This window comes from Emticicia sp. 17c (assembly GCF_037153985.1).
GTDB lineage: Bacteria > Bacteroidota > Bacteroidia > Cytophagales > Spirosomataceae > Emticicia.
Genome location: NZ_JBBAYI010000016.1, coordinates 1 through 17,067, shown reverse-complemented (window position 1 = coordinate 17,067; position 17,067 = coordinate 1). Strand labels below are relative to the sequence as shown.

General features: G+C 38.9%; 13 protein-coding genes. 8 read left to right on the top strand and 5 right to left on the bottom strand.

The annotated features are described in order from the left end of the window. Positions 1-2 precede the first annotated feature (2 nt). Both WAA15_RS22370 and WAA15_RS22365 read left to right on the top strand, forming a co-directional pair. Positions 3-1,688 (top strand): S8 family serine peptidase, encoded by a 1,686-nt coding sequence (locus WAA15_RS22370; protein WP_337045077.1) that lies wholly within the window; start codon positions 3-5, stop codon positions 1,686-1,688. 56 nt (positions 1,689-1,744) lie between these two features. Beyond that, entirely contained in the window at positions 1,745-3,646 is a 1,902-nt protein-coding gene (locus WAA15_RS22365; RefSeq protein ID WP_337045076.1) for an AAA domain-containing protein, read from the top strand. A gap of 1 nt (position 3,647) precedes the next feature. Here WAA15_RS22365 and WAA15_RS22360 read toward each other — a convergent pair whose 3' ends face one another. After that, the gene (locus WAA15_RS22360; protein WP_337045075.1) at positions 3,648-4,586 is read right to left on the bottom strand and encodes a LysR substrate-binding domain-containing protein; all 939 of its coding nucleotides are present in this window, start codon (positions 4,584-4,586) and stop codon (positions 3,648-3,650) included. Between the two features lie 291 nt (positions 4,587-4,877). Between WAA15_RS22360 and WAA15_RS22355 the strand changes: the two genes are divergently transcribed. Together WAA15_RS22355 and WAA15_RS22350 are read left to right on the top strand one after the other, a co-directional pair. Beyond that, the gene (locus tag WAA15_RS22355; RefSeq protein WP_337045074.1) at positions 4,878-7,235 is read left to right on the top strand and encodes an ABC transporter permease; all 2,358 of its coding nucleotides are present in this window, start codon (positions 4,878-4,880) and stop codon (positions 7,233-7,235) included. A 71-nt stretch (positions 7,236-7,306) separates the two neighbouring features. Continuing rightward, positions 7,307-7,597: a hypothetical protein gene (locus tag WAA15_RS22350; RefSeq protein ID WP_337045073.1), complete on the top strand. Its 291-nt coding sequence runs from the start codon at positions 7,307-7,309 to the stop codon at positions 7,595-7,597. A 94-nt stretch (positions 7,598-7,691) separates the two neighbouring features. Here the strand turns inward: WAA15_RS22350 and WAA15_RS22345 are convergent, their stop codons facing one another. Continuing rightward, positions 7,692-8,765: an AI-2E family transporter gene (locus WAA15_RS22345; protein ID WP_337045072.1), complete on the bottom strand. Its 1,074-nt coding sequence runs from the start codon at positions 8,763-8,765 to the stop codon at positions 7,692-7,694. Between the two features lie 128 nt (positions 8,766-8,893). On the opposite strand from WAA15_RS22345, the gene WAA15_RS22340 reads away from it, so the two are divergent. After that, on the top strand, positions 8,894-9,727 hold the full coding sequence (locus WAA15_RS22340) for a hypothetical protein (protein ID WP_337045071.1): 834 nt from the start codon (positions 8,894-8,896) through the stop codon (positions 9,725-9,727). 236 nt (positions 9,728-9,963) lie between these two features. Continuing rightward, positions 9,964-11,220 (top strand): sterol desaturase family protein, encoded by a 1,257-nt coding sequence (locus WAA15_RS22335; RefSeq protein WP_337045070.1) that lies wholly within the window; start codon positions 9,964-9,966, stop codon positions 11,218-11,220. Between the two features lie 171 nt (positions 11,221-11,391). Here the strand turns inward: WAA15_RS22335 and pafA are convergent, their stop codons facing one another. Further along, positions 11,392-13,023 (bottom strand): alkaline phosphatase PafA, encoded by a 1,632-nt coding sequence (pafA, locus tag WAA15_RS22330; RefSeq protein ID WP_337045069.1) that lies wholly within the window; start codon positions 13,021-13,023, stop codon positions 11,392-11,394. Between the two features lie 150 nt (positions 13,024-13,173). Here pafA and WAA15_RS22325 point away from each other — a divergent pair, with 150 nt between their 5' ends. Next, positions 13,174-13,629 (top strand): beta-carotene hydroxylase, encoded by a 456-nt coding sequence (locus WAA15_RS22325; protein ID WP_337045068.1) that lies wholly within the window; start codon positions 13,174-13,176, stop codon positions 13,627-13,629. Between the two features lie 6 nt (positions 13,630-13,635). Here the strand turns inward: WAA15_RS22325 and WAA15_RS22320 are convergent, their stop codons facing one another. Together WAA15_RS22320 and WAA15_RS22315 are read right to left on the bottom strand one after the other, a co-directional pair. Further along, entirely contained in the window at positions 13,636-14,490 is an 855-nt protein-coding gene (locus tag WAA15_RS22320; RefSeq protein ID WP_337045067.1) for a serine hydrolase, read from the bottom strand. 127 nt (positions 14,491-14,617) lie between these two features. Beyond that, positions 14,618-15,592: a polyprenyl synthetase family protein gene (locus tag WAA15_RS22315; protein WP_337045066.1), complete on the bottom strand. Its 975-nt coding sequence runs from the start codon at positions 15,590-15,592 to the stop codon at positions 14,618-14,620. A gap of 417 nt (positions 15,593-16,009) precedes the next feature. Here WAA15_RS22315 and WAA15_RS22310 point away from each other — a divergent pair, with 417 nt between their 5' ends. Then, positions 16,010-16,921, top strand: coding sequence for a patatin-like phospholipase family protein (locus tag WAA15_RS22310; RefSeq protein WP_337045065.1), 912 nt, complete (start codon positions 16,010-16,012; stop codon positions 16,919-16,921). Positions 16,922-17,067: the final 146 nt, after the last annotated feature.

Sequence of the window (17,067 nt, the reverse complement as noted above, 5' to 3'; positions counted from 1 at the left end):
CAGTGAGGTCCTCTTTCTTCGTCAAAACCTACATTTTAGCACAGGTTCTGATTTATCTGCCTGCATTAATATTTGCTCAAGCAGATAAAAACGACTGGCTCTGGAAGGAAATTGGTGTAAAACCCGATTTCCAAAAACTCGTACCCAAAAAAAATATCATTATTGCCGTTGTAGATGATGCTTTCGACCTGACAAACCCATTCTTGAAATCTTATTATTATCAAAATCTTCGCGAAATTCCGGGTAATAATCTGGATGATGACAATAACGGCAAAATTGATGACAGCGTAGGCTGGGATTTTTCAGACAACGATAATAACGTCAATCCACCGCCACATGCTATCCAACGTTTTTCACATGGCACCAAAGTAGCGGGCATACTGGCTCAAACCCTCCAGAAGCTCTGCCAAACAGCCACTTCTTTTCAGATTCTTCCTATCAAAACCTCCTCTGACATTCGTCAGAGTAACTATATTACCGACGGCTACGAGGGTATAAAATACGCATTGGAACAAAAAGCTGATATAATTATTGCCTGTTGGAGCGGAGGCAAGTTTGACGTAACTCAAGAAGCTATTCTGAAAAAAGCACAGGCTCAAGGCGTTGTAGTAGTGGCTTCAGCAGGTAATTTCTATGCCGATACGCCCGTTATGCCTGCGGCGTTTCCGTGGGCTATTGCAGTAGCGGGTATTGATAAAAACAGAAGAAAAGAGCTTGTATCAAACTATGGTGTGTTTATAGATATTGTTGCTCCAGCCGATTCTATTGCCACGTGTTACCCCTACGAAACCGATTTTAACCACTATTTGTCTGCAACATCGGCAGCTACACCTGTTGTTGGGGGCATTGTTGCCTCTTTTATGGCTGCTTATCCTGACTTACAAGCTGCTGACTTCGACCGGCTACTAAAAAATACCGCACAGCCCGTTGATGCTTACAATCCGCTCTATTATGGCAAATTGGGTGCAGGCTTAGTAAATGTTTATGCACTTAATAATTATATTTTAACCAAACAATCATCAAGCCGTTTTGTTCAGTCTAAAGCCTATTTACCTTTGTGGCAACCAGCTACTAAAGAAGCTATTTTTCATGTAAGCCCCTTAGGGCGTTTTCCGAGTTATAAATTATTACTTAGCCAACCCTTACCCTTAAAAAATACTTTTGCCGTTTCTACTTTCCAGAATCAGCAAAGAAAAGATACTACTTTAACTGCTCAACAGTTATCTCAGCCTTATGTATTTACGGCTGACTCTTTTCAGGTACATTTTTTAACCAGACCATTTAAAGGCAAAAATGCTTTTCTCTACTATGAAGCCCAACCCATTGACTCCAGCGCACTTTACTGTCGTGACAAAGTGCTTGTCGGAGGTGAAGAAGGCTATATTGAAGATGGTAGCGGGCCAGAAAATTATGCCAACAGGTGTAGTTGCAAATGGCTGATTGAAGTACCTAAAGATAAGGTAATTGATATAAATTTTGAAGCGTTTGATACCGAAGCCCAGTTTGACCAAGTATATATTTTTGCCGATGATGGCACCAATTACCCCATATTAGCCATTTTTAGCGGCCCTAAAATTCCGCCTGTGATTACAAGTTGGTATAATCGGGTGCTGGTTTGGTTTGTTACTAATAACAGCAACACCCATAAAGGCTGGCGGCTACATTATAAAGCAGTAGACATAAAGTAAACCTACTAACCTGTTTCTTTTCGGTTAAAAAGTATTTTTAGTATTACCTTTGTGGTATGAACTATTTCAGAAAGTTACTCGACCTACTAAAGATTGAGCGGGAAGAAGACCACAATCAATACAAAAAACTAACCGAACAAACCTCAGTTTCAGAACGCCGTGCCAATGGTTTATGCTGGTATCCTGTGGCCATCAGAGGAACAGAAATAAGCCGTGGAGATTATCTCACAGTAGAGCTTGAACGCACAACGCATCAGGATATAGCCCATCAGCTAAGAAACGGAATGCCTGCGGTATTTTTTAGTAATCATGATGCCAAAAACGACCGTGTAGAAGGAACCATTTCTTACCAATATAACAATCGTTTAAAGATAACACTACGCACCGACGAGCTACCCGACTGGAGCCGTGATGGGAAGCTAGGTGTAGAAGTACTTTTCGATGACAATAGTTATGAAGAAATGCAGGAGGCCCTCAAACAGGCATCGGCATTGAATGAAAAAGGCGAAAACAGGTTAATTCGTATACTTACGGGTCAGGAATCGCCCACTTTTCAGGATGAATCAAGCCCGATAAACATCCCGACTTTGAATGCGTCTCAGGTATTGGCAGTAAAAAAAATAGTACAAGCCAACGAATTAGCTATTGTGCATGGCCCACCCGGCACAGGCAAAACCACTACATTAGTACAGGCGGTAAAAGCGTTATATCAGCAAGAAGGTAAACAAATATTGGTAGTAGCTCCTAGCAATACGGCCGTTGATTTACTGAGCGAAAAACTTCACCAGCAAGGCCTGAATGTGTTAAGAGTAGGAAATCCGGCTAAGGTAACCGAACGCTTAATGGCCCTGACGCTAGACAGCAAAATGACCGAACACAGCCTGATGAAAGAAATAAAAAAGCTCAGAAAACAGGCGCAGGAATATAAAAATATGGCTCATAAATATAAACGTAACTTTGGTAAGGCCGAACGCGACCAACGTAAGTTACTGTTTGATGAAGCACATAAGATTATGAAAGAAGTGGAGAAGTCGGAGCAATATATTATTGATGATGTGGTAGCGAAAGCGCAGGTAATTACGGCTACGCTGGTAGGCTCAAACAATTATACCGTTGCAAAGTTACGCTTCAACACAGTTATTATTGATGAGGCTGGGCAAGCCCTTGAGCCTGCTTGCTGGATACCTGTGCTGAAAGCGCAGAAGGTAGTGCTTGCCGGAGACCATTGCCAGCTCCCTCCTACCGTTAAATCGAACGAGGCAGGGCGGCAAGGGCTTAACACTACTTTACTTGAAAAACTCGTTGAACTACACCCCGAATCTGTTGTGCTATTAGAAGAACAGTACCGTATGCACGAACAAATTATGGCTTTCTCGTCACAGGTTTTTTACCAGAACAGGCTAAAAGCCAACGAAGCTGTGGCAAAACGCTTATTGTTTGACAACGATTCAGCCGTAGCATTTATTGATACTGCCGGATGTAGTTTCGACGAAAAACTGGAAGGAACCAGCACAACCAACCCCGAAGAAGCAGCTTTTTTATTTAAACACCTCCATTTGCTTGTTGGGCAGTTAAAGCCATATTATGACGTAAAGCATTTCCCGACAATTGCGGTTATTTCGCCTTATAAAGAGCAAATTCGTATACTTCAAGATTTACTGGCCAATTCTCCTGATTTGGAAGAATATGCCTCTAAAATTGCCATTAATACCATTGATAGCTTTCAAGGGCAAGAGCGTGACATCGTTTACATAAGCATGACCCGAAGCAACGAAGAAGGAAACATTGGTTTTCTGGCCGACATCCGCCGGATGAATGTAGCCATGACCCGCGCCAGAAAAAAACTGGTTATTGTTGGCGACAGTGCTACTTTGGCTACTTTTCCTTTTTATGCCGATTTTATTGCTTTTGCCGAACAAACAGGGGCTTATCAGAGTGCGTGGGAATATATGTCCTGATTTATATATCTATTATAACTTGTTCATTGGTTTCTTCGGATATATATGCCGACACAGCCTCTTTTATTTCCTGCCGCAGCACTTCAAGTAATCTGGTCTTAACAAAGTGCCTGTACGTTACCAAACTTATTTCGCGCACGGGTACAGGTGCTTTAAATTCACGTATCTGGCTTTTTTTCTTTTCATCAAAATTGATAGCAGCCAACTCTGGAATAACTGTAATGCCGTGGTTGATTTCTACAATTTTTAATAAAGACTCAATACTACCTGCCTCATATTCAAGGTTACCTAAGTCGGTGTTTTTCTTACGTAATTCACAAAGATTCATCATCTGTGAGCGTAAACAATGGCCTTCTTCAAGTAACCATAAGCGATTCACATCAATATCTTCGGGAAGAATATATTTCCTGTTGAGTTTTTCTTCACTCTCCGACACATAGGCCAGTAACTTCTCATAAAATAAAGGATACTCTTTTATACCGTCTACGCCTACGGGTGTAGCCAGAATACCCACATCAATTAAATCATTACTGAGTTGGTCAATTATCTGGTCTGTATTCAACTCACTGATTCTTATTTTTACTTCAGGATACTTCTTTAATAAATCATATAAGAACAAAGGCAGCAGATAAGGGGCTAAAGTTGGTATAATTCCGATTCGTAAATGCCCTTTAACCTCATTCTTAATAGTATTAGCTATTTCCTTCAGAATACGCGTTTCTTTCAGAATCAACTGTGCCTGTTCTATTATTTTACGACCCGTATCAGTTGGCACAACAGGTTGTTTGCTTCTATCAAAAATAATTACTTCCAGTTCTTCCTCCAGTTTCTTTACCATCATGCTAAGCGTAGCTTGCGTTACAAAGCAGGCATCTGCTGCTTTTAAAAAATGCCGGTATTTATCAACGGCTACAATATATTCTAATTGCTGGAGGTTCAAGGTATTTGATTTTATCTATACAAATATAAGAAACATCAATTGAGCTTAATAAATAAAATACTACAAGGCCATTTTTTGTACGTACCGAGAGGCTCGTGAAGCATCTGCATAAGCCTGACTGCTAGCTGGCAAACGCAAGCACTTGTCCAGAATTGAACAAGGCTTGTCCGAAAACGGACATTTTCAAGCGCAAGCAATTTACACAAACACCTCATAATCAATGACTTATATTTTTTGGTATAAGGTTTGTTAACTATATTATCGAAAAAGGCCTATTTCTTATACAAAATTATGATAAGCAACTACTTAAAAATTGCATGGCGGAATCTTTGGAAAAACAAGACGTTCAGCCTCATTAACGTTCTGGGTTTAGCCCTCGGTATGGCTTGCAGCCTGTTAATTATGCTCTGGCTGCAAGACGAACTCAATAAAGATAAATTCCACAAAAATGGAAGCCGTCTTTATCGGGTCATGGAAAACCAGTTTTATTCTGGCGACACCTTCACCTACGCTTCTACACCCGGTATTTTATCACAACACATTACCAAAGATATTCCTGAAATTGAAATGGCAAGCCAGATTCTCTGGCAAGAAACGCCTGTTTTTACGGTAGGTAATATTTTTGAAAAGGAAAAAGGCCGCATGGTTGATGGCGATTTCCTGAATATGTTTAGTTTCGAGCTGGCCGAAGGCGATGCTCGCACGGCTCTTAAACGCCCCGACGGTGTAGTTATATCTAAAAAACTAGCCACCAAGTATTTTCCGAACCAAAGTGCCTTAGGCAAAACTATCAGAATTGATAACAAAGCCGATGTAATGGTAACAGGTATACTGAAAGATATTCCAGACCAGTCGTCGTTGAAATTCGATTTTTTAATGAGTTACGAACAATGGTTAAAAAATAACGATTGGGCAAAACAATGGGGCAACAACGGCCCAAGATGCTACGTAATGCTCAATAAAAATGCTTCTATTGATAAAGTTCAGAAAAAAATAAAAGGCTACATTAAAACTAAAAACCCAAACAGCAATGTAGAGCTTTTCTTACAACCCTACGAAGACGCCTATTTGTATTCAAATTATAAAGCTGGCGTGCAAGATGGCGGCCGAATCGATTACGTAAAAATGTTTTCTGTCATTGCCATTTTTATTCTGGTAATTGCGTGCATTAACTTCATGAATCTGGCTACGGCACGTTCTATTAAAAGAGCCAAAGAAGTAGGAGTCCGCAAAGTAGTAGGTGCTGTTAAATTCTCTTTAATAAGCCAGTTTCTGGGCGAATCGCTCATTATTGCTTTCTTAGGTTTGGTATTTGCCATTATGATTGTATTTATCATATTGCCAACATTTAATACTTTAACTGACAAACATTTAAGTCTCGATTTCACCAACCCGACCTTCCTGCTCATTCTGTTAGGCTTAACTATTGTTACAGGTCTGGTTTCGGGTAGTTATCCGGCTTTGTTTATGTCGTCTTTGCGCCCCGTAGTTGTATTAAAAGGAGCCTTGAAATTTAAACCAAGTGCCACGCTTTTCCGTAAAGGGCTGGTTGTATTTCAGTTTGGGTTATCTATTATGCTCATTGTGGGTATGATAGTGGTGTACCGCCAGATTGATTACATTCAAAGTAAAAATCTGGGTTTCGACCGCGAAAACCTCTTATATATGCCCATAGAAGGTGACCTTGCATCAAAATATAAATCTTTCAAGCAAGAGTTGTTAACCATGCCGGGCATTAAATCTGTTACCTGCTCAATGGCCGACCCACTGCAAGTAGGTAACTCAACCCAAGGTGTAACGTGGCCAGGCAAAGACACTACCAAGATTATCCTATTCTCGCAGAATCCGGTTTCTTATGATTATTTATCGACGATGGGTATTCAGTTGAAAGATGGTCGAGATTTTTCGCCAACTTTCAGCACTGATACTTCTAATTACATTATTAATGAAGAAGCGGCTAAGAAAATGGGCATGAAGAATCCGGTCGGGAAAGAAATGACCATGTGGGGCAATAAGGGAACTATTATTGGTGTGGTTAAAAACTTCCATATTAACTCTTTACACGAGAACATTCCACCGCTTATTCTCAATTTTCAACGCGGGCAAGACAACTGGGGGCAGATAATTGTTCGTACACAACCGGGCCAATCACGTGAAGCTGTGGCCAGTATGGAAAAAGCCGCTAAAAAGTTTAATCCGAGTTTCCCTTTTGGCTACCGATTTACCGATTTAGAGTTTGCTGACCAGTATAAAGGCGAAAACGTAGTGAGTAAACTAGCCAATTACTTTGCTTTTCTGGCTATTTTTATTTCGTGTCTGGGCTTATTCGGTCTGGCCATGTTTACCGCCGAACAACGTACCAAAGAAATTGGTGTAAGAAAAGTACTGGGAGCCAGCGTAGTAAGCATTATCACCATGTTATCGAAAGATTTCCTGAAACTGGTGTTGGTTTCTGCCCTGATTGCCTTCCCATTAGCTTGGTATTTAATGAATAACTGGCTAAAAAAATACGCCTATCGTATCGAAATTGAATGGTGGGTCTTCCTGATTGCAGGTGTTATGGCGGCTGTCATTGCCTTGTTAACGGTTAGCTACCAGTCTATAAAAGCAGCGTTAATGAATCCTATAAAATCTCTTAAAAGCGACTAGCAGCAGGAGACCGTCAGGAGGTAGGGAACTAACCGCCTCTTGGCTATCTCTTTTTTTATTAATAATTTACTATGGCACATATAGCTATCCCGATTCCTTCGCTTCCAGGAAAGCAGGAAATCGAAATCGAGGTTACCATTAATGGATTAAAGCAACAGCTCCATTATCGTGTTGAGCTATTCTATTGGGATGAGTGCGAGTTCCCGACGGTTGACCGCGCAGAATGTATCAGAAACATGTTGTCGAGGTATGACCAAGACTGGACACTCTACTACATCGGTTCTCCAACTGAAGAGTTTGTACCTATTACTTTCGTAAAAAAAGCAGATTTATCTCTGCAAAGGACCTTAGTAGCTTTATAAGCTTATGACAATACCTTTACGTTAGTAATTTATTGTGTCTGATTTTCGGTTTGCTTTCATAAGTATTTATGCAAGCAAACCGATTTTTTGTTATTTAAATGCGCCTTTTCTTTACATCGGCGTGGTCGGCATCACCAATTAAGAAACCATAAGGTCTTAAACTTTCTATCGAGTCGAATATTACTTTAATAATTGCCGTAATTGGCAATGCTAATACTAACCCTGCCAACCCCCACAGATTACCAAAGATAATGAGCGCAATAATAGCCGCCATCGAATTGATACTTACCTTTGAGCCAACTACATAAGGCGTAATAAAATTACCTTCCAGAAACTGTACCCCACCAAACAATAAAGCTACGCCAATAGCATACCAAGCCGAATCTTTCGTAATGAGTGCAAATAAAATAGGCAATAAAGACCCAATGGTAACGCCAATGTATGGCAATAACACTAAAACAGCCGCAAAAAAGCCGAAGAAAAAGGCGTGGTCAATACCCAGAATGAACAAACCCAACGTGTTTAAAATTCCTATAATGCCTATTACGATTACTAAACCTACTACATAGTTTACCACTACATCTTTTACTTTTTTCATCACTACGTCTACTCTGTGGTTGCTCACAGGTTTAAGGGCTTTATAAAAAAATACCCTGATGAAATCACGATACAGTAATAGCAGAAATACATATAACGGAATAAGCGATAAATTACCTAACAAACCAGTAGTGGTAGAAAGCGTATTGGTAAGAATATCACTATTGTTCTTTAAGAACTCGGTAAGGTACTTTTGCCCTTCTATGCGTTGTTTGGTACGGCTGATATGAAAGTTATCACGAATGATAAACTGGATTTTCCGGTACCAGATTTCGGCTTTTTCAGTTAACTGAGGCAATACCTCCTCCAAATCCATTATCTGCACATATATTACATAAAAAAACAAGCTCAGAAATGCCAGCATCAATAAAATAGATAATGTAATAGCAAGCCAGCGCGCAATGAATTTTTCGAGAAAATGGCATACAGGTAATAATAATAAAGCTATAATACCCGAAAAGGTAAGCGGAACCAGCAAGTCTTTCAGGATGTACATTCCGTAAATCACAATAACTAGTGAAATGAGTACATAAGCAAGACGCGTGTAGAAAGGCTGTTGATAAGGCTGCATAAAGAATAGGTTAGAAACTATTTAAAAGACTATTTACAGATACCTGTTTCCAAACAACTCAAAATTAATTAACTTGTTGTCTAAATTCAAAATTTTAGAAGCGATTTAAAAAATCGTTAACCAAATTTATGTTTCTGTATAAGTTTTATATGTTTTTGTTCTCGCTGAAAGTTGCCACCTGCAATTGTCATTCAGAAATAAAGAGAAGTAACTTTCAGGCAGCTAAAGCGCAATATACGATTACCAAAACAGGCACGCTCCCTGTTTGTATCAATGAAAATTCGGGCCTCGCTAATGCTTGGCAGGAAAATTATTACTGGACCCATAATGATGGTGGTGGCAACGCTGAACTATACATGATTGACAAACGTGGATACGTTTTTGACACTTTACTTATTAACGATGCCGTAAATATTGATTGGGAAGAACTAACTAAAGATAATGAGGGCAATATTTATATCGGCGATTTTGGCAATAATAATCAGGCCCGTAAAGACCTGTGTATTTATAAACATAAAAATAATAAAACAGAAAAAATAACCTTCCGGTATGCCGACCAAACGGAGTTTCCGGCACAAAAACGTGTTTTTGACTGCGAAGCCTTTTTCTGGCATGGTGGCAATTTATACCTTTTTTCAAAAGACTGGTCGAAAAAACACCATACAAAATTGTATATGATTCCAGACAAAGCCGGAGATTATACCATAAGCCCACAGGACAGCGTTTTCCTGAAAAGCCCCGTTACAGCCGCCGACATAAGCCCCGACGGAAAAGAGTTTGCATTACTATCGTACGGTAAAATTTATACTTTTGAAATAAGCGCAGGAAAAATTGATTTTTCGAAGCCTAAAGGCTGCATAAAAGTAGGTCGGAATCAGATGGAGGCCCTAAATTACATCAATAATACTGACTTTATTATGACAAATGAACAACGGAAAATCTATACCGTAGTAAAGAAATAATAACAATTGCTCCAGTCGCAATTCAGCAAATCTTCCGCCTAAATCGAATAATTTCAGTCTTTATAACATTTATAAAGCATTTTTATTCGTTTTACTCATACTGCGTATCTTACGTAAAGACAACAATCTGTTTCTATAAAAAACTTTATATTTTCTCAGAATATTACTATCTTGCATCATAAATATTATGCAAGCATACTATAATGGAAACCTACGGCAAAATCCTTAATATTGCAATGCCCGCATTCTTGGCATTAGTACTATTAGAAAAACTATATGGGTGGTTCTTTAAAAAAGAATCATTCAAAACCATGGATATGCTTTCCAGCATGACCTCTGGCTATACCAATATTGTTAAAGATGTGCTAGGCTTGAGTATTTCGCTGCTTACTTACGGCTGGATGGTGAAACATCTGGCTATTTATAAAGTAGAGTCAACCATCTGGACCTACATTATTGCCTTTATTGCTTTAGATTTTTCGGGCTACTGGGTACATCGATTGAGCCATCAGATTAATTTCTTCTGGAACAAACACGCCATTCATCATAGCAGCGAAGAGTTTAATCTGGCTTGTGCCTTGCGCCAGAGTATATCTACCTTCATTAATATTTTTACTATTTTTTTGTTACCTGCTGCCCTATTAGGCGTTGACGAAAAAGTAATTGCTATTGTTGCACCGTTACACTTGTTTGCGCAGTTCTGGTATCATACAACCTATATTGGTAATATGGGTTTTCTGGAAAAAATTATTGTTACCCCTTCACATCATCGGGTGCATCATGCTATTAACCCCATATATCTGGACAAAAACCATTCACAGATATTTATCATCTGGGATAAATTATTTGGCACCTTTCAGGAGGAACTTCCGAATATACCGCCAGTGTATGGCATTACACGGCCAGTTAGTACATGGAATCCGATTAAAATAAATTTTCAACATCTTTGGTTACTTATACAGGATGCTTACAGGGCAAAAAGCTGGAAAGATAAACTAAGAATATGGTTTATGCCTACTGGCTGGAGACCCGAAGATGTAGCAGCGAAGTATCCGATACATAAAATTGAAGACCCTTATAATTTTGAAAAATATGCCCCTAAGGCATCGTTACTGATGCAAAGCTGGATATGGGTACAGTTCCTTTTTACGTTTACTCTGATAAGCTATTTCTTTGCCAATATTGCTAGCATAGGCAGCCCTACAATATTTGTTTATGGCGGATTCATTTTTCTGATTGTGTTTAGCTATACCGAACTGATGGATAGAAACCCTTTTGCACTTTTGTACGAAACGCTTAAAAATTTTATCGGGCTTTTTATTATTTACCAAACAGGCGACTGGTTCGGCATAAGCCAACAGATTTCATGGGCAACACCTGCCATTGCTGCTTACTTTGTATTATCTACTTTAGTAACAGCTTATTTTGTTTGGTTCGAAATTCGTAAAGATAAAACAACAAACGAAGTAGTATTTTCGGAGGTAACACAATAAGATTATCAATTGTTGGGGTTACCTGAAGTCTCAGACCTAAATTATTGGCGTATCTCTTAGTACAATATACATAAAAACTCCTGATTAATTTGTGCTTATTACAGTACACAAACTAAATCAGGAGTTTTACATTTCTAACATTCATGATGCTTTATTGGCATCATGACCGGCTTATTTCTCAAATATTGGTTTAATAGGTTTCCCAACACAGCCACTTGGTTCCTGAATTTTCAGCAAAGCGGCCAGCGTAGCTGCAATATCAGAAATGTAGGTTTGCTCAATAGTTTCACCTACCGGAATATTCCAGCCATACCAAAGCAACGGCACATGGCGGTCGTATTGCCACATGGTGCCATGCGTAGTACCTTTTTTGCTTCCACTATGGAACCAGCCCGGCTCTAGCAATACCATAAAGTCACCGCTACGTTTAGGATTATAGACATTCTCAACGAGTGTTTTATAGAAAGGCGGAATAACAGTATTGGCCATATCATGAAAGTTTACTACCTGATATACCGGAGAACCTAGCGAAAGGAGTTCTTCCTGTACCAGTTTGAACATTTCATTCATATCTACCTTGTTCTTCTTCATTAGTTCACGGTTTAGGGTTATCTGATAATTATCTGTTGATAATATCCATTTACCTTCACCGAATTTCTCAACCATTTTGCCATTCAGGTAATTTACTTCTTTTGAACCTTCCCAAACACCACCCGGAAGTTTATTCTTTCTTAAAAAGGCCGGAATGTCGGCAGCGGCGTGGTCGGCTGTCAGGAACACCGTATAAGTTCCTTTTCCTAAGGTAGCATCCAGGTAATTCAACATTTCTTCGATGTCACGGTCAAGGCGTAAGTATGTATCTTCTACTTCTATTGAACGTGTTCCGGTGGCGTGGCCAACGTAATCAGGCGATGAAAAACTCACGCACAGAAAATCGGTATAAGCACCTTGCCCCATTTTTTCATTTTTTAGCGTTGCAAGAGCAATTTCTTTAGTCATGTTATTCCCAAAAGGCGAGGTCAGAATAGCATTATTGCTATTAATGGCATGAGGGAAAATGGGTAGTTTTTCGCCCGACATCACATTTTCATACTCTTGGTTATCTTCATCACTCTCAGTATATTGTGCAATCGGGAAAAGTGTTTCCCATTTTTGAGTTTTATAGAAATCAGGTAATTTACGAGCGTTAAAATCTTTTACCCATTGTGGAAGCTCGTTCATGTAATAAGTACTGGTAATCCAGTTACCCGATTTGCCATCGAACCAGTAAGCTGCATTGGCCGAATGACCTGCTGGCAGAATCCCTCCACGGTCTTTGGCGGCTATTCCTATTACTTTCGATTTAAAATGCGTAGCCAGACGCAACTGGTCGGTAATAGTAGTGGTTTTCATATTTACGGGCGAGCGTTTACCTTCTGTTCCGGCTGCGTCGGTACCTACTGCTACCACGGTTGTGTCTTCAGCCACATATACTACCCGATTGGTCAATGGGTCGTACCAGTCATTTCCAATAATACCATTTACGGCTGGCACGGAGCCTGTATACACAGCAGCATGGCCTGGGCCTGTAATAGTACTGGCATAATGATAATGATTATTACGGCAATTAAATCCTTTATTCATTAGTCTTTTAAAGCCCCCTTCGCTGTATTTATCATAATAACGGTACAGATAGTCGTAGCGCATTTGGTCAACCATAATGCCTAATACTAACTTGGGTTTAGCTAGTGGAGCGGGCTTTTGTGCCTTTTGGGCAAAAACCGAGAGGCTTAAAAAGAGTAGTAAGTATGTGAGTCGTTTCATTGTAAATAAATTATGTATAAAATAGTATTGGTGTTACGCGATAAATGAGCATCAAATTAAGTATCTTCTTTAACTAAAATCAAACATTCAATGCTAATTTTGTGTTAAGAAGACAATATAAAAGATTTAACAGATTAAAACATTACTCAAATGCTATTAATAAAATTTCTGATTGTTTTTGGTACCTTCTGTTTTATGGAATTTATGGCATGGTTTGCTCACAAATACATTATGCATGGGTTTGGCTGGGCATGGCATAAAGACCACCACCAACACCATAAAGGTTTTTTTGAAAAGAATGATTATTACGCATTAGTGTTTAGTGTAATTGCCGCTTCAAGTATTATCTACGGAAATATTAATCCTGATTTCTGGTATCTGACATGGATTGGCGCAGGTGTAACCTGTTATGGGGTAGCCTACTTTGTTTTTCATGATATTATAGTGCATCGACGTATAAAAATAAAATTCGTTGCCAGAAGCAAATACATGAAAAGAATTATGAATGCGCATTATGTTCATCATAGGGTACATTCCAAAAACGGCGCAGAAGCATTTGGTTTTTTGTATGCGCCGCGCAAGTATGAACCTAAAAAGCGTGAATAATGTAGGTTATTTGAGGTTTTCCCAACACAAGGCGGCCAAATCAGCTATTATTTGTTCAGCCTGTGTTTCAGACGCAAAACCTTCTACAAAAACAGATATAATAAAAGGTTCTGATGTGTAAACAATGGCAGCATCACTACGAACGTAGCTGAGGCTGCCTGTTTTATGGGCAATTACCAGCGTCTTCGGTAGTTTGTTCGGAATCGTAGCTGTATCGGCACAGTTTTTCAGCATTTCAATCATCTCCTCACACAAGGCTGGCGTAGCCACTTCTTTACGATAAATCTTTCTTAGTAAATCATTTATTTCTAATGTGTTTACATAGTTCTCGCGCCCTTGCTTCACAGCCATTGTGTCTAACATTATACGGTTTAGTCTGGTTTGAGTACTACCCAGCCGAATTAAATTTTGATTAACACCTGCCATACCAACTTTGCCGATTAAAATATTAGTGGCGGTGTTATCACTTGTGCGAATCATTTCCTGTGCTAATTCACGGATAGAAATTTGCTTTCCGTCAGGCATACTGGCTATCACGCCGGTATCCCATGTTTTATCGGTAGCTTGTAGTAGATGTTTAGCGTTTAAATCAATCTGCCCTAGTTTTACTTTCTCCATTAAGGCCGCTAATACCGGAATTTTTATGATACTTGCGGCAGGTACTTTTACCTGAGCTCTATACATGAAATATTTTTCTCCTGCAATACTTTCAACAGCCATAGTAATTTTAATGGGTGCAGGTAGTTTGGCAATATAATTCTCTATTTTCATGGCATCGAATTTCTGTGCTTGCGCATCGGAGGTTTGCCCATACAAAAAGCCAACAAGGAAGATTAAAGGTAAGAGTATATTAATTTTCATTTTATTCTGAAAATTTTAAATATATTAAAAATATCATTAATTTTAAACAAAATATATTTTCAGTAAATTTTGACCATACGAAACACACGAAACTTACAAAATAAATAATTCATACAGAATATACTATTTATTTTGTACGTTCAATTGTAAATTGAATTAAATCGTGTAATGACTGGCGGAAAGCAGATTCAGGAAAAGTAAAAAGTATATCTTTGGCTTCACTTACGTAGCGTTGCATAACTTCGGTGGTGTATTGTATTCCACCCGATTGTTTCACAAATTGTATTACTTCGCTTACTTTTTTAGGATTTTCAGAGTGATTTTTTACCAGATTGATGATATTTCGTTTCTCAGACCAACCGGCATGATTCAAAGCATAAATCAGGGGTAAGGTCATTTTTTTCTCTTTAATATCAATACCGGTTGGTTTACCAATTTCGGCGTCTCCATAATCAAACAAATCATCTTTTATCTGGAAAGCCATTCCTATTTTTTCGCCAAGCAACTTGGCTTCGGCAATAGTGGCTTCGTTACAACCAACCGACGCCGCACCTACGGCACAGCAAGAGGCTATCAAAGAAGCTGTTTTCTGGCGTATTACTTCATAATAAAGTTCTTCGTTAATATCAAGGCGGCGGGCTTTTTCCATTTGTAGCAGTTCACCTTCGCTCATTTCCTTCACAGCCGTTGACATAATCTTGAGCAAATTAAACTCCTGATTATCGACACTTAACAATAACCCGCGCGACAACAGGTAGTCGCCTACCAGTACGGCTATTTTATTCTTCCAAAGTGCATTAATCGAGAAGAAGCCACGTCTGTAATTTGAGTCATCCACAACGTCGTCGTGTACTAATGTGGCTGTGTGTAGGAGTTCTATCATGGCTGCTCCTCTGTGAGTCGACTCATTGATAGTACCTAAAGTGCCGGCAGTTAAAAAAACAAACATTGGGCGCACCTGCTTACCTTTGCGGTGTACAATGTAGCTCATAATCTGGTCAAGAAGCATAACATCAGTTTTCATTGACTGACGAAATTTCTTCTCAAAAACCTTTAACTCCTGCTCAATCGGCGCCTGTATTTGCTTTATATTCAAAGACATGAAGATATGAGTAAGTGTATAGCTTACTCTAACGATACAATGTTACGACTGAATTCTGATTTTCAATGCAGTTTTTAAATAATTGTGTAAATTTTAGTATTTTAATACAAAAAAATATTGCAATTATCTTATATCATAAGATTCTGGCATCAAGAAGTAAATCAGGACTCAAGTCTGGTTTTGTTGTTAAAAATTATACTAATTCGTTCGTCGCAAAAATCTGAAAACTCACTTCACTCAGCTTGGCTACTTGCCTGTTTTTCATCTAATGCAAGGCAGCACTTTTTCCAAATTTTGTTCAAAGATAAAACGCTTAAGATTTAAAATCATCACTCCGGCCAAATTTAATTTTGCAAGTTATGCTTGAATTTTTGTCTAATTATTTACTAATTCGCTCATTCATTTCAACCATTATACATGAAGGCATTAGTTTTGGGCGGGGGCTCATTAAAAGGAGCCTGGCAAGTTGGCGCCATACAAGCAATTTTAGAAACAGGTTTCAAACCCGAAATGATTTATGGAATCTCGGCAGGTGCGTTAAATGCCACTTTTATGGTAAATGAAGCCGGAGCGCAATATATCGAAAAAGGAGAGATAAACTGGGACCTAGTTAATAAAAAACTACTGAAATTCTGGCTTGAAAACATTACAAAACCTTCTGATATTGGTATTTTAAAATCAAAGTTTTCGTTGGGTATTGATACCATCATGAGCCGCTTCGATGGTCTGATTGACACCAACCCTTTGCATGATAAACTAAGAAAATACCTGAATATGAATTTGCTACGCCGAAGCCCCATTTACTTAAAGGTAGGCGCAGTTAATATCAATACCGGCGAAATGCATTATGCCGACCCCATAGAACAACACTTTCTGGATTATGTGCGCGCCAGTAGCTCGTTGCCTTTTATTATGCCTGCCATTCAGATAGGAGGCGACCACCGCGAAGCTTTTATGGACGGAGGTCTAAGAGAAGTAGTACCCGTAAAAAAAGCGATTGAGGATGGGGCTACCGAAATTTATTGCATTGCCACGCACCCAAAACACCGCCCGATGGAGCATTTTAATTACCGAAATTTTCTGAGCCTGATAGAACGTGTAAAAGATATTACGGTAAACCAGTTTGAAAACAGTGACATTGAATGGGCCGAAAATTATGCTGAAAGTTTTATGAGTATAGGCTCTTTTAAACTGGCCAGAAAAATTAATCTCAAGATAATACGCCCCGACGAACCTATTCATTTAGAGCTTACCGATTTCTCATCAAAAGATATAAGGGAAGTAATTAAACAAGGCTACGAACACGCCTACAAAAAACTTTTTATATAACAGTACTTCTGAAGTTTACTCATAAAATTGTAGAGAATAAATGACCGATGAATAATTTTTTTTATTCTATATATCAGCTATTTATGTGAATAATGGGTTAAAACATCCAAAAAAGTAAAGCAGTAGCAATAGAACCCCAGATATGA